General features: G+C 39.3%; 14 protein-coding genes. 11 read left to right on the forward strand and 3 right to left on the reverse strand.

Going from position 1 to position 23,834, the window contains the following annotated elements; genetic code table 11:
* Positions 1-76: 76 nt before the first annotated feature.
* From V7O61_RS09690 to V7O61_RS09700, 3 genes are all read left to right on the forward strand, one after another.
* Positions 77-4,738, forward strand: coding sequence for a PAS domain S-box protein (locus V7O61_RS09690; RefSeq protein ID WP_407281958.1), 4,662 nt, complete (start codon positions 77-79; stop codon positions 4,736-4,738).
* Between the two features lie 558 nt (positions 4,739-5,296).
* Positions 5,297-5,929, forward strand: a complete 633-nt coding sequence (locus V7O61_RS09695) for a MarC family protein (protein WP_023846205.1) — start codon at positions 5,297-5,299, stop codon at positions 5,927-5,929.
* A 78-nt stretch (positions 5,930-6,007) separates the two neighbouring features.
* Positions 6,008-8,722, forward strand: a complete 2,715-nt coding sequence (locus V7O61_RS09700) for a cation-translocating P-type ATPase (protein ID WP_407281957.1) — start codon at positions 6,008-6,010, stop codon at positions 8,720-8,722.
* Between the two features lie 78 nt (positions 8,723-8,800).
* On the opposite strand, the gene V7O61_RS09705 is transcribed toward V7O61_RS09700, so the two are convergent.
* The 3 genes from V7O61_RS09705 to V7O61_RS09715 form a co-directional block, all read right to left on the reverse strand.
* Positions 8,801-9,655, reverse strand: coding sequence for a mechanosensitive ion channel family protein (locus V7O61_RS09705; RefSeq protein WP_407281955.1), 855 nt, complete (start codon positions 9,653-9,655; stop codon positions 8,801-8,803).
* A 118-nt stretch (positions 9,656-9,773) separates the two neighbouring features.
* Positions 9,774-10,799: a DUF21 domain-containing protein gene (locus V7O61_RS09710; protein WP_407281954.1), complete on the reverse strand. Its 1,026-nt coding sequence runs from the start codon at positions 10,797-10,799 to the stop codon at positions 9,774-9,776.
* A 113-nt stretch (positions 10,800-10,912) separates the two neighbouring features.
* Entirely contained in the window at positions 10,913-14,479 is a 3,567-nt protein-coding gene (locus V7O61_RS09715) for a PAS domain S-box protein (protein ID WP_407281953.1), read from the reverse strand.
* A gap of 245 nt (positions 14,480-14,724) precedes the next feature.
* On the opposite strand from V7O61_RS09715, the gene V7O61_RS09720 reads away from it, so the two are divergent.
* The 8 genes from V7O61_RS09720 to V7O61_RS09755 are packed head-to-tail and all read left to right on the forward strand — an operon-like array spanning position 14,725 to position 23,823.
* Positions 14,725-16,527 carry a glycosyltransferase gene (locus tag V7O61_RS09720; protein WP_407283409.1) on the forward strand — a complete coding sequence of 601 codons (1,803 nt, stop codon included), beginning with the start codon at positions 14,725-14,727 and terminating at the stop codon, positions 16,525-16,527.
* A gap of 3 nt (positions 16,528-16,530) precedes the next feature.
* A complete protein-coding gene (locus tag V7O61_RS09725) occupies positions 16,531-17,508 on the forward strand; it encodes a DUF4931 domain-containing protein (protein WP_023846198.1) in 978 nt (325 codons plus the stop codon).
* Positions 17,509-17,533: 25 nt separating this feature from the next.
* The gene (locus V7O61_RS09730) at positions 17,534-18,697 is read left to right on the forward strand and encodes a glycosyltransferase family 4 protein (RefSeq protein ID WP_407281952.1); all 1,164 of its coding nucleotides are present in this window, start codon (positions 17,534-17,536) and stop codon (positions 18,695-18,697) included.
* Positions 18,698-18,743: 46 nt separating this feature from the next.
* Complete coding sequence (corA, locus tag V7O61_RS09735; RefSeq protein WP_288067931.1) at positions 18,744-19,811, forward strand: magnesium/cobalt transporter CorA; 1,068 nt, start codon at positions 18,744-18,746, stop codon at positions 19,809-19,811.
* A gap of 33 nt (positions 19,812-19,844) precedes the next feature.
* Positions 19,845-20,564, forward strand: a complete 720-nt coding sequence (locus tag V7O61_RS09740; RefSeq protein ID WP_407281951.1) for a DUF432 domain-containing protein — start codon at positions 19,845-19,847, stop codon at positions 20,562-20,564.
* On the forward strand, positions 20,557-21,477 hold the full coding sequence (locus V7O61_RS09745; RefSeq protein WP_407281950.1) for a mechanosensitive ion channel family protein: 921 nt from the start codon (positions 20,557-20,559) through the stop codon (positions 21,475-21,477). Before V7O61_RS09740 ends, V7O61_RS09745 begins: the two co-directional genes overlap by 8 nt.
* The gene (locus tag V7O61_RS09750; RefSeq protein WP_407281949.1) at positions 21,452-22,630 is read left to right on the forward strand and encodes an alpha-amylase; all 1,179 of its coding nucleotides are present in this window, start codon (positions 21,452-21,454) and stop codon (positions 22,628-22,630) included. The genes V7O61_RS09745 and V7O61_RS09750 overlap by 26 nt, the downstream gene beginning before the upstream one ends.
* Complete coding sequence (locus V7O61_RS09755; RefSeq protein ID WP_407281948.1) at positions 22,627-23,823, forward strand: glycoside hydrolase family 57 protein; 1,197 nt, start codon at positions 22,627-22,629, stop codon at positions 23,821-23,823. Before V7O61_RS09750 ends, V7O61_RS09755 begins: the two co-directional genes overlap by 4 nt.
* The last annotated feature ends 11 nt before the right edge of the window (positions 23,824-23,834 follow it).

Raw genomic sequence — 23,834 nt, forward strand, 5'->3', positions numbered from 1 at the left:
TATAAATACTGACTTATACAAATAGAAAGTGAAAGCTCTCAAAAAAGACTGACTTAAAGACACCGTTTTATGAAAAATGACAGACAGCAATGATAAGGGCACTAATAATTCCTCAATCCCCAATTGTAGTAATGAAGACTTCAAGAACCTTGTTGATGAATTGCCCCTTGGAATACTTTCGTGTGATACGAAAGGTAATATTACTTCTGTAAATGATTTTCTTTTAGAAATACTTGGATCGCCTTCAGCTAAAGCTACAATGAAAATTAATATTCTAAACTTCCCGCCTCTTGCGGAATCAGGAATATCTGCAATTGTAGAAGAAGCAATCAGAACAGGCAGGAACACTTCTATAGAGACAACTTACAGGTCAAAGTGGAATAAAGAACTGTTCTTAAGTTTCAGGGCATTTCCACGAAAAGATGCTAATGGAAATGTTAATGGATGCCATGCAATAATTGAAGACCTTACAACTGAAAAAGATACGTCATCCGAGATAGAGTATGACAGACGTAAGGATGAACTTATCTCAAAGATATCGAATCGGTTGGTAACCAGCAATTTTGAGGATATTGACAAAAATATCAACAGGACGCTTAAAGACATTGGAATATTCATAGGTGCGGAACGTGTTGTTTTGTTCATCGCTCTTGATGAGGCAGACCAGATTGTAAAAACACACGAATGGTATATTGACGGAATAATATCTAAAATACCACTCCATGATAAAATAGATGCGAAAAAGTTAGTACCCGATAAACTGCGCAACTTAGAGATAATTAGTGTCTCAGATATTGATGATATTCCAAAAGAACAGGACCTTTTACAACATACATTCCGGGGTCTTGGAATAAAGGCTCTTGCATTGATCCCCCTTTCCCGATATGGCATTTTTAAAGGTTTTTTGGGAATGGATTCGAAAAGTAAAGCACATGTCTGGAAAGAAAAGGAACTTTATCTTCTCAAAATTGCAGGAGATATGCTAATTAACATTCTGGAAAGGAAGAAAACTGAAGAACTTCTGTATGAAAAAGAAAAAGACTATGAGGATATAATCTATTCCCTGGATACAGTCATATGGAAAGCCACGTTTGATTCAGAAGGAAATTCAATCAATTCATATATATCCCAATCTCTTGCAACTCTGGCCGGATTTGAAAGCGGAAGCATTGGAGATGATTGGAATAGTTATTTTGAACATATTCACAAAGATGATTTACCCAGAGTACAGGAAGGTATAAAAAAAGCCTTCATGAATCCGGATATCCCGATTTCTATAGATTACAGAATGGTGTCCAATGATGGAAGCATCATATGGATGAATTCGCTTGGATCTGCACAACCCCTTGAAAATGGAAATTATCTGCTTTCAGGAACTACTTCTAATATTTCAGAGCGTAAACTGGCAGAAGAGAAATTGCGTAAAAATCAAGAACTTTTAAGTGAAGTAAGCCGTCTTGGAAAAATTGGTGGGTGGATAATTGACATCGAATCAGGAAAAGCGACCTTAACTGATGAGATTTTGGAAATATATGAAGATGATAATGTTGGTGGCATTGAAAATGGATTGAAAAGATTTGCACCGGAATCCAGAAAAATATTGAAAAAGGCAATCAATGAAGCTATTGAAAAACATGAATCTTATGATCATGAAGTTGAATTATTTACTCCAAATGGAACCCGCAAGTGGGTCAGGACAATTGGATACCCTGTGATAGAAGATGGCAGAACTGTGAAGCTACAGGGTACTCTTCAGGATATTACTGATAGAAAAGAAGCTGAACTTAAACTCAAAGAAAGTGAAGCACTTTTAAGTGAAGTTAGCAGAATCGGAAAAATCGGCGGATGGGAATATGATGTTAAAACAAATATTGGTAACTGGACATCTGAAATATACAAAATCCATGAAATTGAACCCAGATCGCATGTCAGTGTTCAAGAATCACTTAAATATTACACTCCTGATTCAAGAAAAGTAATTGAAAAGGCGTTTAATGATGCCATAAATGAAGCTAAACCATACGATCTGGAACTGGAATTAATTACCCCAAATGGAACCCATAAGTGGGTCAGGACAAGCTGTTTACCAACATTAAGAGACGGAAAAGTTGTAAAGATAACCGGGTCATACCAGGACATAACCGTTCGTAAGAATACTGAAAACAAATTGATAGCAAGTAGTAATCTTCTGAGTGAAGTCAGTAGAATGGGGAAAATTGGAGGATGGGAATTAGATCTGAAATCCAATAAAGCCACGTGGACAAGTGAACTATTTACAATACATGAAACTGATCAGGTAGATTCCCTGGAAAAAGCTATGAATCGTTATCCTCCAAAATACAGGGAAAAACTCAAAAGCGCCATGGAAGATGCAATTAATAAATATGAGCCATATGACATCGAACTTGAATTTATCTCTGAAAGTGGGAAACAAAAGTGGATCAGGAGCATCGGAAAACCTGTAATTGAGGAAAATAAAGTTGTTAAATTATATGGTACACTCCAGGACATTACCGAGCTTAAAGAAGCTGAAAACAAACTGATTGAAAATGAAGAACTTATGAGACTTTTCATTGAACATGCACCCGCTTCACTGGCAATGTTCGATAAAAACATGAGATATATTTCTGTAAGCAATCGCTGGCTTAGTGACCTGGGGCTTGAAAAAGACATAATTGGCAAGTGTCATTATGATGTGATTCCTGAAATGGAGGATGAAATCAAAGAATTACACCAACGTGCCCTACAAGGAGAAATCATTGTCCGTGAGGAAGACTTTTTTAAACCACCAAACAGTGGCGGACACTGGATACACTGGGAAGCAAGACCCTGGAAAACTGCAGAGGGACAAATTGGTGGTATAGTACTCTTTGCAGAGAACATCACAGAACGCAAGAAAAGTAAAGAGGAAATAAAACGAAATGAAGAAAAATACAGGGCACTTTTCGAGCAATCAAATGAGGCAATATTACTATTGAGATATGGCGGTATTATTCAGGAACTTAATAGTAAAGCTCTTGAGGTTTTTGAGTGTACTGAAGAAGATCTTTATGGTATAAACGTTATTGATCTGGTTCCGCCTGAAATGAAAGATAAAGCCCTTGAATATCTCAAATTGTTCCGCAAGGGTGAACTTAACAAATTTACCTTTAAAGCAGTTACCTTCAAGAAAAATGTACTGGATGTGGAGGTCAGTGCTAAAGTACTGAAAGGACAGGAAGATGTATCCCAATTAGTTATCAGGGATATTACTGCACGGAAAAAAGCAGTTGAAAAATTAAAACGCAATGAAGAAAAATACAGGGCACTTTTTGAACAGTCAAATGATGCAATTTTCCTGAATCATATTGATGGTACAATAGTTGATGTAAACGAGAAGGCCTGTGAGATATTCGGCTATACCAGAGATCAATTTAAAACTAAAAATGTAGTTGAACTTTTGGCACCAGACCATATAAATTTTGGACCTGCAGGCATGGAAAATTTCAAAGAAACGGGAAGTGCGTCCCTATATACTCAATACCAGAAAGCTAATGGGGAAATATTTGATGCAGAAGTCAATGCAAAGATAATAGAGGGAGAAGATGATCTTGCACAGGGCATCGTCCGGGATATTAGTGAACGCAAAAAGGCCGAAGAGGAAATCATCCGAAGCGAGATGAAATACAGAGCACTTTTTGAGAAATCTAATGATGCTGTTCTTATTCATGATATGAGTGGAAAAGTTATTGATGTAAATGATAAAACCTGTGAAATGTTTGGATACTCAAAAGAAGAATTGATAAAAATCAATATTATAGACCTTATTTTTCCGGAAGATATCGAAAAAACTACCTTAGCAATAGGAAAAATAAAAGAAAATAAAAGCTGGCGTAATGAAACACGAATGTTTAGATCAGATGGAAGTATAATCCACCTTGATGTCAATGGTTCACTGATAGAAGCGCAGGGAAATATCATTCAAGCGGTTGGCAGGGATATCACAGAAAGGATTAAAGCGGAAGAAGAGATGATGCAGGCAAAAATAGAGGCTGAAACTGCAAGTCGTTCAAAGAGTGACTTCCTGGCCACTATGAGTCATGAACTTCGTACACCTCTCAATTCCATAATTGGATTTTCAGACATTATTCTGGATGGACTGGCAGGAAACCTTGAAGATAAACAGGAACATTATTTACAGCATATTTCCCAGAGTGGACGGCATCTGCTTAACCTGATAAATGATATTCTTGACATATCCAAGATAGAAGCAGGAAAAATGGAACTATACCCGGAAATAGTAGACATCAGAAAGTCTGTCAGTGAAATTGTAACGATGACTGAAAGCCTTGCATCCCGCAAGAACATAGCTGTTGATATTGATATGCCGGACGATATGCCGCTCATTTCTGCTGATAAATCCAAAATAAAACAGATAATGTATAATATCCTTGGAAACGCTATCAAGTTCACAGATAATGGTGGAAATGTATATATAAATCTCAGTAACGATGATGAAAATGTTATTATGTCCATTACTGATACAGGCATAGGTATTTCACCGGAAGATCAGAACAAACTTTTCAAGCCGTTTAGCCAGATTGATACTTCTATTTCCAGAAGGTTTGAAGGCACAGGCCTTGGACTTGCACTTGTAAAAGAACTCATTGAACTGCATGGTGGAAGGATCTGGGTTGAGAGTGAAGCAGGAAAAGGTAGTACATTCTCATTTAGGCTCCCAATCAAAACTGATGAATAAATCATTACTCAAAAATATGGATGATTTTTTTGTATACTCTTTTTTCAGTTCATAATGGACTTTTTTCCATATTTATGTCCCATTTTACAAACTGCAAACCACAAATGTAAACCACTTATTGTAAACGTCCATATTCACTAAAAATATATTCACTAAGATAGGAGCCATAAAAGGAAGTGACCCTGGCAAGCCAGGGCAACTATGGAAGTGGATGTGGTAAGTTTGAAGGAGGTAGTTAGATGGATTTCAAATGACCCACATCCGTAAATACGCCAGAGTAGGTATTCTCTGACAAATTATATTTTTCTGGAAACTAGTATATATATGTATCGAGAAAATATAAATACCCCATGCATATTTTACAATTGTGTAACAAAATAGATACATATATTGTAAACCAGCATATAAATGAAACTTCGTTTATCCAAAAAACAGAGAAAATTGTAGGTTAACAATAGAGTTACGCACTTTATGAAAATATAAACTATGTAATCTATGACACCATAAATCTTATAAATCTGGGAAAAGGAGTTTAGACGTACAGGAGAACTAACAGAAATGGACAACATTGCATTCCTCATTTATTCATTCAGTACTTTATTTGCAATAGTCAGTCCTGTAGGCGGTGTCATCACATTTGTTTCATTGACCAGTGATATAACACTGGAAGAAAAAAACATACTTGCCACAAAATCAGTTATCCTTGCCTGTACAATTGCTCTGTTTTTTGCAGTAACAGGAAAAATGATACTCAACTTCTTTGGAGTCAGCATTGACTCACTTAGAGTTGCCGGTGGAATACTCCTTTTCGTCGTAGCATTTGATATGATACTGGCAAAAGTTTCCCGTGAAAGTATTACGGAAAAAGAAATAGACAAATCAATGGACCGCAGTGATGTCTGGATATTCCCTATAGCACTTCCGCTTTTAACCGGGCCGGGAACAATAACGACCATAATCGTCCTCATGGGAAGTGCACTTTCAATATTCCAGAATGCAATCGTTATGATCTCTATCATACTTACTTTTGCAATCACATGGATATTCTTCCATTTCTCAAGAAGAATATACAAACTCCTTGGTTATACCGGAATGCTTGTTTTTACAAGGCTGATGGGACTTTTGCTGGCAGCTATGGCTGTGAATTTTGTAGCTATAGGCATCTGGAATATTTACATGTCATTCCAGTAATCCATCTGCAATACCAGATTAACAATCACAATCATTTTATTGCATAATCCCATAATAATAAAAGAGTGTGGGATAGGATTGACTAGCGATAATAAAATCCAGTGTAAATCCAGTGGCGATGAGCACAGAGTGTCCTTAGAAGAAATTCTGAAGAGACTTAATACGACAACTGGAGGTTTGTCTACAGAAGAAGCAAACCACAGAATCGAGCTTTGCGGAAAGAACGTTTTTGAAGAAACGGGAAAACAAAGTATCTTAGTCAGGTACTTCAAACAATACAAGAATTTCTTTTCACTTCTACTATTATTTGGTTCAATTTTATCATTCATAGCCGAATGGCTTGACCCGGGACAGGGCAATATTTTCATTGCCATAGCACTGCTTGGAGTAGTAATCCTGAACGGTACCTTCACATTTGTCCAGGAATATCAGGCCGAAAGGATAATGGCTAGCTTCAAGAACCTGATACCTCCGAAAACAAAGGTGTTAAGGGATGGAGAAATTACTGAAATAGTTGCCACAGACCTTGTTGTTGGTGACATAATATTCCTTGAAGAAGGAGATAAAGTACCGGCTGACGGAAGGCTTATAGAAGAGAATTCCCTGAAAGTTGACAACTCACCAATAACAGGAGAAGCTGAACCACAACTCCGATCACTGGACTGCACCCATCCGAATATACTTGAATGCAGAAACATGGTTTTCTCAGGAACCCTTGTTCAGACAGGAAATGGAAAAGCTATCATATTCGGTACAGGCTCTGATACCCAGATAGGTAAACTTGCAGCTTTGACCGAACAAACTGCTTCCGTTGACACACCCATACGCAAAGAGCTTAATGATTTTATCAAGATTATTTCAGCAATTGCTATTTTCCTTGGAATATCCTTCTTTATTGTTGGATTCCTGATACAGGATACTTTCCTTGCAAACCTCATCTTTGCCATAGGCATCATTGTTGCAAACGTACCTGAAGGACTGCTTCCAACGGTCACATTAGCGCTGAGTCTTGCTTCAAAAAGAATGGCAAAGAGAAATGCCCTTATCAAACAACTTGAATCCGTTGAAACTCTGGGTTCCACTACGGTAATATGTACTGATAAGACAGGTACGCTTACCCAGAACAAAATGGCAATCCATTCTGTTTACACAGGCTCAGGAATGCTTGATGTGCAGAACAAAGAGAAGCCGCCTGAAATGCTTCTAAGGGTTGCTACCATATGTAATAATTCAAGACTTACTGATGAAAAACCGGGATACAAAGGAGACCCTACCGAAGGTTCACTGCTGGTCTATTCAAGTGAATTCACTGATATTGATAAATTAAAAGATGATTACCCAAGAGCAGCTGAATATCCATTCGATTCCAAAAAGCAGAGGATGCAGGTTGTCTGCAAGACACCTGAAGGAACTATGGAAGCCTACATGAAAGGTGCTCCCGAAGTAATTCTCGATATGTGCAGTCATGTTCTTGTTAATGGAAAAGAAGAAACATTTGACGAGAATGAGAAAAAGGAACTTGCGGCTGAACATCTTGAGATGGCAAAGAGGGGAGAAAGAGTTCTTTCATTTGCATACAGGAAAGCTGACAGTGTTAAAGAATACGAAGACGGATTTGTCTTCCTCGGATTTGCAGGTGCTGTTGATCCTCCAAGACCTGAAGCCACGGAAGCTATAAAGAAATGTCATCTTGCAGGCATCAAAGTAGTTATGATAACGGGAGACCATCCTGTAACTGCCCGCTCCATTGCTGCAACTGTTGGACTTACCAGTGACCATGAAGATCCCGTTCTTATAACAGGTGCGGAACTGGAAGAGCTTTCAACAGATGAACTATCACATAGATTAAAAGCACCAAGCATTGTATTTGCCCGAACTTCCCCTGTGCAGAAACTCAAAATAGTGCAGGCTTTCCAGGAAGCCGGAGAGATAGTCACAATGACCGGAGACGGTGTAAATGATGCACCTGCCATGAAGAATGCTGATATGGGAGTTGCCATGGGAAGCGGAACTGATGTTGCAAGAGAAGCAGCAGACATGGTTTTGCTTGATGACAACTTTGCAACCATAGTCAACGCAATTGAAGAAGGCAGGACTGTCTTTGACAACATCAAGAAGTTCATTGCTTACATCCTTACAAGTAATGTTCCTGAAATTTTACCGTTTATCGCATTTGTTTTGCTGGCACTCCCGCTGCCAATGAATGTACAGCTGATTCTTGCCATAGACCTGGGTACGGATATTCTTCCTGCCCTGTCGCTTGCCGTTGAGAAGGGAGAAGGAGACATAATGAAACGTCCGCCACGTTCAAGTGATGAAAAGCTCCTGACGCCACAGGTATTGCTAACTTCCTACGGCATCAAGGGTCCCATAGAAGCCGCAGCAGGATTTGCATGTTACTTTGCCGTACTCTTTGACGGTGGATGGACATGGGGACAAAGCCTGCCGTTTACAGACACTCTTTACATGCAGGCAATCACTGCTTTCTTTGCAGCAGTTATCATCTGCCAGATAGCAAACGTGTTCACATCACGGACAAGAAGACAGTCCGTACTAACAAAAGGATTCTTCAGTAACAAAATGGTGCTTGTGGGAATTGCAAGTGAACTTGCCATACTAGCATTCATCATATTCAACCCACTTGTAAACCTGGTATTCAACACCGCTGCAATCTCAATGAAATATGTGCTTATTGCAGTGCCATTTGCAATACTCTTGCTTACAGTGGATGAGCTAAGGAAATATGGCATCAGAAAAGATTCGGCATTTGTGAACCGGTTCTTCAGATGGTAATTTGCAGGATAATTGTATGTAAATCCAAATTTGCAGTTTGAACTTAAAGTAAAATAATGGGCAAACTTATGGTTATACCTACATTGCCTTTTTCCTGAAGACAACCTCTGTATGAGGATAGGCTATTTCAACATCTTCAGCGTCATTTATCCTGTCAAAGATCTCTTTTGTAATCTTTGAGGAATATTCGTGCAATTGCCTTGCAGGTGAAAAATACTTTACCTGGACATCAATACCACTTGCCTGGAAATCAACCCTGACTTTCGGGGCTCCCGGACTGGTACTGATAGTTCCTGCAAGGAATTTTCTTGCAGAAAGATCTGCTATCTCTATTGCACGGTCAAGGTTGCTTTCATAGGTAACATTCACGATAACACTGTGCAACACAAAATCGTTATTTGAAGTATAGTTGATGATGTTTTTCTCAAATAACATCCAGTTAGGAACCATAATAGTCCTGCCGGAATTTTCTTCATCGGTTATCAGACCCCCGATCTCCATTACATGCACATGTGTCAGGTTGAAGTCAACGACATCTCCTTTTACGTCGCCTATAATAATCCTGTCACCAATATCAAAAGGTCTTTTTGTAACCACCATTATCCAGGCAGCAATACCTGTAATCGGCTGCTGGAGTGCAAAACCGATGGCTGCTGAAAGCAACCCAAGGAACACACCAAAACTGGACCAGGCACCTGAAGATGAAAGAATGGCCAATATGATAACAAGAAGTGACAGGGTATATCTTGAAAGCTGACCAAATATCCTGATATTGGAACGTTGTTTTTTGGTCTTTGCTTTTTTCATCAGATTCGTTCTGAGAATTGTGAAAAATACATTGATAAGCAAAAGGATGAAGAGTACTATCAGGACATTTATTCCGGCACTCACCCAGAGATCAACATTATCTAAAATATCCTGTATCACTGCCACTTAACCACCCTTCTGCAAAACAAATCCATATGAATGTCAGTTATTCATTTATTTGATACTATCCTTCCTGAAATAATATTATATCTTCTGCCTATATACATTCTTACATTACAGCAGTTCACTCGACCCTTACCACAATACCCCTGAGAAGTCTTCCCAGTATATCAGAACCGGTTATTATCATCTTTTCAGGGTCATCCCTGTTCCAGTAAAGTATAAGATCGTCATCAATGACGTCATCCTCTGCATTTACAGGATAAACTGTAAGTCGATGGAGCACGCTTCCCAGTTTTTCTTCCGGGTTGCGGACAACTATTGGATGATGACAGTATTTGTAGGGATTGAAATTATCCTTTTTGTAAATAGCATCCCTGAGAAATGATCCCGAATCCACTGCCATTACAGGTTCACCTGTCTCATCCAGAATTATAGTCCACTTTTTAGAACTGGAAGCCATCTGTCCAAGAAGAGTCTCAAATTCCTGGCTTTCCCTTGCAGGAAAAACCACAAGGCCGTTAAAAGTAGGCATGGATATGATACTCAAAGGATCTACAACAGAACCTTCCTGTTTTATGTAAAGGTCATCAATTGACAGGAAATTCAGAGCTCCAAGACCTTCAAGGTGATCGATATCACTGCTTTCAGAGACGATGTGTTTTTTAAGCATTATTCCAAGGGAGCGTTCCTTGAAGTATTCCAGTTTCTCTTTTCCAAGCCACATATCAAGTAGCATTGCAGATGGTTTTGCAACTGGATACAACAATAGTGTATAAAATTTCACAAGGGGCGAAAGTTTAGCACCCAGACGCAGAGAGTTTCTTGTAAAATATGCTTGCGGAGCTATTTCACCAAACAGTGTAATAAAGACAGTGGAGAAAGCAAAAGCTGAAGCTCCTGTTAGTACTGAATTTGTGAGCAGTGCCAGAAGTACGTTTATTCCCACGTTACCCCACAAAAGCGTTGAAAGTAACAGGTGGGAATTGTGCCTCAGGGCAAGGACTTTTCTGGCGTTCTCATTTTTCGCCTCTGCTTCTATTTCAAGACGAAGACGACTGAGCCCAAACATTCCAATGGTCAGACCGGAAAAAACACCGGACTGAATCAGACATAAAAATATCAAAAACCATATAATTAGTTCATTCATGTTTTATTCCGCTAATGCAGTTTCAAAAGTATTGTTAAATAATGGTTTCAAGGTTAATAAAAAGCTTTTCTGATAATTTTAATTAAAAGGAAGTTTCAGTTAACTGATTTAACTCACAGTTTTTTCAATTCTTCCACCAGAGTTTCGTATCGCCTTTCAAGTTCAGGAATCATATCCTGCATGCCTGAACCATTACCGGATTTGGCTTCAGCTTCTATATCTGCAACAAAATTGCTGAGCGACATCCCGCCTACACTTGCACTGGCACCTTTAAATGTGTGAGCAAGATTTTCAATGTCATCATTCCCGGTAAGAATGGCAGTTTTCAGAGATTCTAATTGCCTGTTTGCATTATTCATAAAAATAGAGATTACTTTTCTTGCTAGTTGAATATCGTCCATTGTGTTTTCCAGAAGTAATTTATCATCAAAAATAAGTTCTGAATTTTCCGGCTTTACAGATAAAGAACCATCCTGTTGTAATTCCGGATGTTTTTTTATGAGCCAGTAATCAAGGGTATCAATAAGTGACTGGATCTTAATTGGTTTTGATATATAGTCATCCATACCTGCTTTCAGGCAACGCTGACGGTCATCCTTCATTGCATGAGCAGTCATGGCAATAATAGTGGTATGTTTTCCACTGGCTCCCTGCATCTTTCTTATGTTTCTTGTTGCTTCCGGGCCGTCCATTACAGGCATCTGGACATCCATGAATATAAGATCATATTTTTTCTTTTTGAGAGCTTCAATGGCTTCCATACCATTATCTGCAATTTCCACATCCAGTCCGAGTTTTTGTAACATACTTTGCGCAACATGCTGGTTTACCACATTGTCCTCTACAAGAAGTATGCTGGCGTTAATGTCAGGCAATTTTCCGGATGAAGATGAAGAATCCATATTAGATGAGATTGACTCCTGCAACTCATAACCATCACCATAGATTGCACACAATTTATTATAAAGTTCAGAAGCCTTCACAGGTTTTGTAATATATGCATCAAAAGTCTCTTTAAGTTCCGCCCATGATTCTTCAGGTTTTCCCAGGGAACTAAGTATTACCAGCGAAATGTCACGAAGTTTCTCTTCAGACTTGATTATTTTCCCAAGAGACAGACCATCCATTTCAGGCATATTCATGTCCAGCAATACCAGATGGAAAGGCATATCATTCTGACTGGATTTTAATAATACAAGAAGTGCTTCCGGCCCATCTGCTGCTTCCTCTGCAATCATTCCCCATGATCCCAGTAATTTTACAAGATACTCACGATTTGTAGCATTATCATCAACAACAAGAACACGGCTGTTTTTCATGCTGTTGCAGTTCTTTGGCCTGGTCTTTACTTTTGAATGTTTGGTGAATGAGATTTTAAACCAGAATTGCGAACCTTTCTCCGGTTCACTGTTCACTCCGATTGTCCCGTTCATCATTTCAACAAGCTCTTTTGAAATGGCAAGTCCAAGACCTGTGCCACCGTAATTTCTGGTAGTGGAAGCATCTACCTGACTGAATTTTGTAAAAAGAACATCTTTTTTATCTTCAGGAATACCAATTCCTGTATCTTTTACAGAGAAAAGTAATGTTGTTTGCGAATCATTCTCTGATACAAGAGAAACATTGATTACAACTTCCCCTTCATGCGTAAACTTAATGGCATTTCCACCAAGATTTATAAGAATCTGCTTTAATCTGACCGGATCTGCAATTATATTGCCAGGAACATCCGGATCAGCTGCACATATGAATTCAAGGTTTTTGTCATGAGCTTTAACAGCTAAAAGTGAAGCAACTTCCTCAAGAACATCATTCAGCTCAATCGGCAGCTCCTCAATTTCAAATTTTCTTGCTTCTATCTTTGAAATATCAAGAATATCGTTGATAAGCTCAAGCAGGGCATCACCGCTTTTCTGAACAGTATCAACATAATGTTTCTGCTCTTCATCCAGATCAGTACTGAGGAGGAGCGTCGTCATTCCGATTACACCATTCATTGGTGTGCGGATCTCATGAGACATATTGGCCAGGAACTCACTTTTTGCCCTTGTGGCTTCTTCCGCAATCATTAAAGCCTCATCAAGTTCCTTGTTCTTAAGTTTCAGCTTTTCGTTGTATTCCTTTAATTTCTTCTCTGCAATTTTGATATCCGTTATATCCAGGCGGGAAATTACGACTTTGCGTGGAAAAACTTCTATGCTGGCAAATGGACGGACTTTTGTTACAAACCACTGTTCATAATCTACAAAAGGACAGAGGAACTCGACTTCAAAATAATCCTCATATCCCTGCATCACACATTCAATACCGTTGGCGAAATCCAGGGTACCACCATAGAATACTTCATTGGATTCCCTGAGTGAATGAAGAATATTTTTTCCTTCGCTGAATTTATTACTCAGCTCTTCATTGATGCCGGCAAATTTCTTCCAGGATGAATTTGTTTTAATAATGATACCTTTTTCATCAAGGACACAGACATTTGCATCAAGTGAATCAAGGGTCGACTGATTCAGATAATTTATCTCTTTGATAGTCTGCTCAGCCTTCCAGTTATCAGTAATGTCATGTCCAACACCAACAATACCGATTATCTTTCCTGAATGATCAATAAGAGGAGCTTTAATCAGATCAAGCAGAATATCTGTACCATCAGGATATTTTTCCCACAGCTTATCGGATCTTACTTTTCCTTCCCTGATAGCCAATTCATCATTTTTAGTGAAAATATCAGCTTTTTCCTTGCTGAATATGTCATACGAAGTTAGCCCGATAATTTCTTCCCTGTCTTTGCCTGTAAACTTCGAAAATTCAGGATTGCATCCCAGATATTCTCCTTCGGTGTTTTTAAAGAAGATCATATCAGGAATGGAATCCAGAAGACCTTTAAGCAGAATACGTTCATTTTCCAGTTTTGCTTCAGTGAGTTTACGTTCGGTAATATCACGAACTGCAGCCACACGAATCTGCTTGCCATTATGCATTATACTGTGTGCTTCGATTTCAATTGGAAAAACAGTTCCGTCTTTTTTTATGGCACGGACTTCATAAGGCTTAGTATTATCATTAGCTATGTTCACAAAAACTATATTCAGGTCATCAGGATGAATCAAAAGTTTCAGGATATTCTGACCAATAACTTCATCTAATCCATATCCTGTTACACGTGAAACTGCACTATTGGCATCCAGTGTAATTCCATTATCATGAATTACTATGCCTTCAAAAGTTGTGTCTGCAAGCAAACGATATTTAATCTGGCTTCTTGTCAGCTCTTCGTGTACTTTAATATCCTCAGTTACATCATTGACGATTGCACATAAAAGGTTTTTTCCTCCGATATTAACTGGTATTGCATAGATTTCTACATCCCGAACATCACCATTTGCAAGTTTATCTTTAGAAACAAATCTGTTTTGTTCCTCGTTTACGGCCATTTCAATTGAAGAAATAATTTCCTGCTCGGGTAGCATGGCTATATCGAATATTTTTTTCGTAACCAATTCATCATGCTTCCATCCGTAAAAACTGCAAGCTGCATTGTTTGCGTCAACTATGTTTGCAGTTTCGGGATCAAACAGCACCATTACTGCATGGTTATTGTCAAATAATGACCTGTAACCTTCATCATTTTTCTGATGTGTATCAGGGAGAGTATTATTGTTATTCCGTATGACCATCTTTCCTGCCAGAATATCTAATTCTATCTGAATTTGATATTGAATAACTGTGATGATTATGGAGATAATTTAAGTATCCAAGGAATTGCTTCAGTATATACTATAAATATAATAGTATGAATAATAATATATAATTGTTAACTTCTAAAAATAAAAGGACAGTTAACAATCATAGATTTTCAGTTATTTTCATATATAATCGAAACTCTATTTAGAACATAAGATAATTAAGGGAGACGGGAATGATGCTGGAAAGCAAATGTATAATTATCGCAGGAGAAGAAGCAGGTCCAAAGTCCAATAAGATGGGCGGCATCTGGAATGTTATTGATGCCGAAGCAAAGAGTCTTGCAAGTCTGATATCAAAAGGAGTCATTGAAGAAAAACCGGCTCCTACAATAATTGTTGCCGGACCTTACTATGGTCATAGTGGCTCGGACTGGAACAAAGGGCTTAACCGTATCACAGATATGAGTTATATGGAAGAACTGGAACCTGAAGGTCCTATCTTTGAAGCTATCGAAAACCTGAAAACAAAAGGTATTGAAGTATTTCCGGGTGTTGAAGTTGTCCATGATGTGAGAATAATTCACCTGATGTTCAAGACAAATGATTTTTGCCGTTTCAGTGTGGAATACAAAGGAGAAGAAACATGCCTTGCAAATGCCATCAAAGGAGAAGCATTTGATCTGATTGGCCTGGATTCTATGGCTTATGAGAATATGGGCAACGGCATGGAATACAGTCATTATGTTAATTTATCCTATGCCATCTCTGAATTTGTAAAAGAACTTGTAACATCAAAGGACTCCAGTTCCGAAGAATATGGAGACAAGGCAATTTCCGAATTTGCTGCATCTCTTATGCCGGAAGTACACGTTTCACTTCATTGTCATGAGTTTGGTGTATTCTATGCACTTGCAAGGCTTAAAAAACTTGGAATCAGTGTCAAAAGCGTTGCAACATACCATGCAACACTTCCGGGAAGATCTTCAGGACACAAATCCATTCAGAAGATCAGGGAAAATGACAGCTCCTGGGACAGTGGCGTGCCGGTAAACTTTGCCAAACTGGAATCATTATCAGGATTTGCTGATGTTGTCACTGCTGTTGGAGATTCAACACGCAAGGAAATAAAACTCTTCTATGGAATTGATTCTATCGTTGTCCGCAATGGAATTGATAATGATGAGGAAGAAGATATTGAATGGGAGAAAAAAACAGATTGCCGGGACAGAATCCAAAACTTCCTTTCTGATAAGTTGTACGCTGTATACAATGGTAAGGTAATACCACCTGAAAAGATAATACCTATTTTTTCAATATCGCGTATTGAGATCGAGAACAAAGGTTATCCTGACCTGCTGGATTCACTTGTCCTGCTTGACAGGATGGTCAAGGTTGAGATTGATGCAGGGCATCTCGATGATAAATACCGTGTGGTATGCTTCATAATAGCAGCACACGGTCCGAAAACAAATCCACCGGAGAATTTCCCTATTAACCTTCCTGAAGAAGCGCTTGTGGGTGAAGAAATACGCCTCCAGCAGATGATCAAAGCCAGGGGTCTGGAATGTTCAAGACTGACAGATGGCAGCAGGCACGTCTCAGCTGTCCTGTATCCCCAGTGGATATCTGATCATGACGGCGGACTTAACATGAGATCTGATGAACTCATGGCAGGATGTATTGCCGGTGTTTTCCCGTCAAAATACGAACCTTTCCTTCTTACAGGACTTGAAGCAGGAAAAGAAGCAACCCCTAGTATCGTAAGTAAGATATGCGGATTCAGTGATGCTCTCAAGACCTTAAAAAGACTTGTCATGGGAATGGGAGGAGTAATCGTTGTTGACAACATCAATATCCCGTACCGGGAATCAATTGCAGATTACGCTCTTGCAATGGATTATTTCATTGACACATTTACAGATGATAAAGTAAAGTACAACCTTCTTTGCCAGGAAGCAAATCTCCTTGCAAAGGACATGAACTGGGAAGAACCAATAAAGACGTATTATGAGCTTTTAACCGGAACAAGAATGGAGTGAGACATGTCCGAAATACGTAAACACTATTTCCTTGATGAGTACTGCATAATAGCAACCGGAAGGGCCAAAAGGCCATCCGCACCGAAAGCCTGTGGCGAGGATATGAAAGCAGGCAGTTGTGTATTTTGCGGCGGCCATGAAGATAAGACACCTCCAGCACAGGCTGCTTACAAAGACGGAGAAATACTGAAGGACACCGATGAAGAACTGGTTACAAACTGGCAGGTCAGGTGTATACCAAACCTCTATCCGGCATTATCTCCTGATGCCCCGGAAGTTGAATCCTCAGGATTTGAAGTTAAAAAAGGATATGGATATCACGAAGTAATAATAGAAAGTCCATCCCATGAAAATAAAATAGACCTTTTTTCTGACGAAGAAATACTGCTTCTTATGAAAGCCTACAGGGACAGGGTTGTTCATTATCAGTCACAGGAAGGTGTTGAATATGTATCACTCTTTAAGAACTGGGGGAAAAAAGCAGGTGCTTCCTTGGAACACACTCATTCACAGCTAATTGCAGTTCCTCTTATGCCGCCATCCCTTGTTAAAGAGAAAAAGGCAATTTCTGAGATGAATAGTTGCCCTTATTGCCGTATTATTGAGAAAGAGCAGGGAAAAGAAAGACAGGTTTATGAGAATGATGATTTTATTCTAATTGCCCCATATTGTTCCAAAAACCAGTATGAAATGTGGATGCTTCCAAAGAAGCATGTGAATCATATCTCTGCTTTCACTGACGAGATGCTCATGTCCCTGGGAGACTGCATACGGACTGCTGTCAAATTGCTTGACAGGACAATACCGGAGCTGGCATACAATTACATGTTCTTCCAGATAGAGCATGATCTTAGCTATCATTTCAATGTCAGGATAGCACCAATCACTTCAATTGCAGCGGGTTTTGAAAAGAATACGGACATATACATTAATACTATCCCGCCGGAAATAGCTGTAGAGCATTTGCTGAATCCGGAATAAGGAGTCTGCATTAAGAAGGGATCTGATGGAAAATAAATTAAGAATAGCCATGTTCTCATGGGAAAGCCTGAATTCCATAACTGTCGGAGGGCTGGCTCCCCATGTTACCGAGCTTTCAGAAGCCCTGGCACTTCAAGGACATGACATTCACATTTTTACACGCAACAAGGACATGCTGCCTTACGAAGTGATAAAGGGAGTGCATTACCACAGGGTGTACCACGCCCTTGATGGTGGTATTGTCCAGCAGATGGACAGTATGTGTGATTCAATGTACAGTGCTTTTACCGAAGCTACCGGAAAATTTGGAAAATTTGATCTCACACATGTACATGACTGGCATCCCGTAAACCTTGTATGCAGACTGAAAGAGGAATCAGGAATTCCGTTTATTATGACATACCATAGTACCGAATGGGGCAGGAACGGTAACAAACATGGCAATTGGTGGGAAGCCATGGAAATCAGCCACCGGGAATGGAGAGGCGGCTATGAATCTGCAAAAGTGATAGCTACGTCTACAAAGCTAAAAGAAGAAATCCAGTACCTTTACCAGATTCCGGACTATAAAATTGCCATAATACCCAATGGGATACAGGGTGAGAAAATAAAGATGGATGTAGACCCTGGAAAACTAAAGGAAGAATATGGAATACATCCGTATGCACCTGTTGTCCTTTTTGTTGGAAGGATGAATTACCAGAAAGGTCCGGATCTTTTCGTTCAGACTATCCCTGCGGTGCTGGCAAACAGATGGGACGCGAAATTTGTTATAATTGGTGAAGGTGAAATGCGACCGGAATGCGAAAGACTTGCGCATGAATTGAACGTTATGGACAGTTGCCGGTTTCTTGGTTATGTTGATGAATCCGTGAAGAAAAAGTGGATGAACGCCTGTAACCTGGTATGCGTACCAAGCCGCAATGAGCCTTTTGGAATAATCCTTCTTGAGGCATGGGATGCGGGAAAAAATATAGTTGCAACTGATGCTATATCCCTTATTGATAATTTCAGGGACGGAGTCATAGTTTACCAGAATTCTGGATCAATTGCGTGGGGAATAAATCACGTATTCAACAATTATGCAGACGATGAACTTGGAAAAGAAGGGCAGAAACTCATCGGAACAAGGTACAACTGGGATAACATAGCAGAATCTACAGTAGATGTGTACAATGAACAATTGTAACACATACTTAAAGTAAAACGATAATGAATTTGTGTGGGGTGAAAACATGAAGAAATTGTTTTACAAGACTTCAAAAAAGGCGGGACTTGCACCGGGTTCTTTGATACATATCGGAGAGGAAAGAACCGAGAAGCCCAGAATAAGCATCATCGACTATGATAAAGAGAACTATCAGGAACGCGTAGTTGAAAATGTTGAAGAATGTTTCCCATTTAAAGATCATCCTACTGTTACGTGGATAAATATAGACGGAATCCACCAGGTTGACATAATTGAAAAACTGGGACAACATTTCGGACTCCACCCTCTTGTAATGGAAGATATTGTACACACAACTCAGCGTCCGAAAATGGAGGATTACGATTCCTACATTTATATTGTCCTGAAAATGCTCTGGATTGGAGATGGTGAAGAAACTGATGTTAAAGCAGAGCAGGTAAGTATAATTCTGGGAGAGAATTTCGTCCTGTCGTTCCAGGAACTTGAAGGAGATACTTTTAACTTTGTCAGGGAGAGAATACGAAATTCAAAAGGCAGAATAAGGCAGATGGGATCCGATTATCTTGCGTATGCACTGCTTGACTCCATTGTTGACAATTACTTTATTATCATTGAAAAATTCGGGGAGATTATTGAGGATCTGGAGGAAGAACTGGTTGATAATCCTGAACCGGAAACCCTTCAGAATATACACAACCTGAAAAAGGAAATGATATACCTGCGCAAATCAGTCTGGCCCCTCAGGGAAGTTATCAACGGACTGGACCGATCAGAATCAGATCTCATAAAAGATTCGACATTCGTATTCCTCAAGGATGTTTATGACCACACAATACAGGTTGCAGACGCCATTGAAACATACAGGGACATACTTTCAGGAATTCTGGATGTTTATTTATCCAGTGTCAGCAACAAAATGAACGAGGTAATGAAAACACTCACCATCATTGCAACCATATTTATCCCTCTTACATTCCTTGCCGGAATGTACGGAATGAATTTCAGCTACATGCCTGAACTGGGATGGAAATGGGGATATCCGGCTGTGTGGGTTATCAATATATTAATATTCATTTCCATGTATGCATATTTCCGCAGGAAGAACTGGCTTTGATTAAAAGAGTAATAAAACGAGTAAAGATCCAAGATGTTTGAGTTATATCACCCACCATTCACAAGAGAAGTCGAAGGTACTGAGATAATAGTTGAGAAGCAGGGAGATGAGCTTATCTACAAACGTATCCTTGATGGAAATGTTGAAAAGGAATTGCTCCTCCTCAATAATTACACAGATATCCTCATAAATCCTATTGAACCAGTAAACCTTCCTGAAAAGATAACATCATCTCTTCTTATTGATTTTAAAAAACCGGCAATTATTCGTGCGGGTGACAGAAAAAAGATCTATCTGAAATTTCCCGTTGAAATCGGGGTTTTTGTAGCTGATAAGCCCGGGAACTATGAAGTCATTGATATCTTAACATTCACAAAAATAAAATACACACTTTACGGAAGTCACACAAACGGAATAATATGCAGGCACTGGGAAAGTGATGTTTTTACAGAGGAACCTGAGACTGACATACTCTATGAAGGATTTATTGAACTTGATGTGCTCAATGATTCAAGTTACCATATCGAAATTTCAAAAGCAGTATTCAATGCCTATGGTATGAAACTCTATTACGGAGACAAAAGACTTGGCATGAAAGCCAGTATGAAAATAATAAACAAACTGCTTGCTGAAACGGATTTCAGCACACAGCCTACAACTTCAAGATTCAAGCGTTCCATGGAACTTTACACTGCACGCAAACTTGCAATGACAAGCACAAAGGGAATTATGGAGTTTGGTATTAATGAATAATAGCAGCGCTGTAGATACTGTATCTTCATATATGCCGGTACTTTCAGATCCAGTGCTGCAGGTAGTAACTGTAATAGTTATTCTATTCTTTACCATAGTCATAGCAAAGGGTATAACAATATACCTGCAGAGGTCACTTAAAGACAAGATGGACAAGGAACATCTCAATATTCTTATCAAATCCATCTATTACGGAGCCATAGTCCTTTCCATTGTAGGGGTAATTTTCCCACTACTGAATATTGATACATCAGGTCTTCTTGTTGCAGGAGGAGTAGTTGGTATCGTTATTGGTTTTGCCAGCCAGAGCATCGTTGGGAATTTTATTTCCGGTGTTTTCCTTATGATAGAAAGACCTATCAAAATAGGTGACCAGGTAAATATAGACAACAAGCTGGGTTATGTTGAAGACATAAAAATAATCTCTACTATAATACGTACCTATGACGGGCTTTATATTCGCCTTCCAAATGAAACGGTTTTCACCACCAGCATAACAAACTATGTTGCAAACCTTACAAGAAGATTCGAATACATAGTGGGAATCAGATATAGTGATGATGCCGATGAAGCCATAAAAATCATCAAGGATATTATTGAAATGGAACCATTCGCATTGGTAAATCCCGGGCCAAGTGTCTTTGTTGACACACTTGGAGACAATGCAGTCAACATAATTGTCAGGATATGGGCACCTGCAACTCACTGGTATGATATGAAAATGAAACTTCTCTGGGTTATCAAGAAGACACTTGAGGATAATGGCATAGAAATCGCATTCCCACAGAGAACTGTATGGTTTGCCAGTGAACTGGAGACCAGAAAGATGAATAGCAGCTGTGTTCAAAAAAACACATATAATGACTCAGGAATGGAGATTGATAAGCATGAAAGCAGTATGTATTTGTTTTGAGGTACATCTGCCATTACCTCTTCGCTGGTACTGGCCAAAAGAAGGCTATGGAGATGTACATATCGAAAAATACTTTGATATGGAAAAAGCGTTTCATAACTTCACAAAATTTGCTTCAAATATTGAAACACTGAATGAAGCACTGTCCAAATCCATAGATAACGGGGGCAAATACACCCTTGATGTTTCTGGTGTTTTTCTTGAGCAATGCAAGTTGAAGCCTGAGATAATAGATGGATTCAAAAAACTTGGGAGCAAAAATGTCTCATTTGCAGCTTCACCTTATTATCACTCCATATCATGCCTGTTCCCAACTCTTGACGAATTCAAAAAGCAGGTTGAAATGGATGTGAAAACTATCAGGGATGTTTTTGGGAACGAGCCCGAAACCTTTGTTAATACCGAACTTTTGTTTGATAAAAAGATAATGAAAACACTTAAAGAAATGGGATTTAAGTGTTTTATTTCCGAAGGTTCACACAACATAATGAATGGATATGACCCCATGCATGTCTACGATAATGAAGTTCCTACACTTTTAAGACACATAAACCTCAGTGAGGATCTTGAAATCAAATTCTCAGACAGGGCATGGCCGGGATACCCGTTGATAGCTGATAAATTTGCATCATGGATTGCAAGTATGAAAGGCGAAGTTATTACTCTTTACATTAAATACGATGCAATCAACACTCATCTCCAGAACAATGAAGGAATACTCGATTTCCTGCATGAGCTGCCTCTTTGCCTGAAAAAACATGGCGTGAAAATGTTATTGGCTGAGGAAGCTGTGGAGCTTTTCAAAAGACAGGAGCTTCCGTCACTTGAATCAAAAATGACGGCACGCTATGGAATGCATAACCTGCTTGGAAATCATGCACAGCATCTCTTCATGCATGAACTGGTAGATATAGGCGAGATGCTGGAAAAACTGGATGACGATTACAAACGAGAGAAGCTTACAAAAATTTTCAGATACCTGCAGCAAAGCGAAATATTCCAGGAAATGAATTCCGAGGAGAGAAGGCTTGGGTATGAACGTGCAGTGAATGATCTGTCCATACTTTCCGATATAGAGCGGGCAATAATTATAACAGAAGCAACTGAAGCCACGCAGAATAAATCAGCCTGGAAAAAGGAGGCAGCAAAATGAACTCCATATGCCCTTTCTTTGAAGTTCACCAGCCATACAGGCTGAGATGGTTCTGGCCTGATCACAAGCAGGGATTTGATAGATATTTTGACGAGACTGTCAATAAAGAGATTTTTCACAAGGTCGCAGGAAAATGCTATATTCCTGCAAACAGGACACTGCTGGAACTTGTTGACAACACTGACGGATATTTCAGGGCAAGCATGTCCGTCACCGGAACCCTTCTCGAACAATGCATAGAATGGGGAGAAGATGTACTTGATACATTCAGGGATCTTGCTGATACAGACTGCATTGAATTTCTTGATGAGACATGTTACCATTCCCTTGCATCACTTTTTGAATCAAAGGATGAATTCATGGATGAGGTTAAAGAGCACCGTGACCTCATATCAGATCTTCTTGGAGTGACACCACGGGTATTCAGGAATACCGAGATGCTTTATAACAACAGTGTTGCACACTTTGCTGAAAAACTCGGATACGATGCCATTCTGACAGAAGGTATTGAAACCATACTCCACGGAAGGTCACCAGACTATGTCTACAGGGCAAGGCATTCAGATATTGCAATTCTCATGCGTAACTATAAACTCAGTGACGATATTGGTTATCGTTTCTCATCACAGTGGTGGGAAGAATATCCGTTAACAGCAAGTAAATGGGCAGACTGGGCTTCCCGGAACCATGGAGAAACACTCAACATTTTCATGGATTACGAAACATTCGGTGAACACCAGTGGGAAGATACCGGAATATTTGAATTCCTCAGGGCACTTCCTGGTGAAGTCAGGGACAGAGGCATGCGATTCCTCACGCCTTCAGAAACCATTGACGCGTACAAACCTGTGGGAGAGATAGATGTAGGAGACTTTTCCACGGTATCATGGGCTGATATTGAAAGAGATACCAGTGCCTGGCTTGGTAATGATATGCAACGCCGCTGTTTTGAGGAAATGAAATTACTTGAACCTTATGTCAGGAAAACAAATGACCCGGAACTGCTCAGGATATGGAAACATATGCTTACATCCGACCATTATTACTACATGAGTACAAAATGGCTTGGTGACGGCGATGTGCATTCATATTTCAGTATTCACAACTCGCCATACGATGCGGCGGTGAACTTTATGGCAGCACTTAATGATTTCAAATCCCTGGTATTCAAAACCCTTAACTCACCAGCATAATAATATATTGT

It is taken from the genome of Methanolobus sp. WCC1 (assembly GCF_045690315.1).
Lineage (GTDB): Archaea > Halobacteriota > Methanosarcinia > Methanosarcinales > Methanosarcinaceae > Methanolobus > Methanolobus tindarius.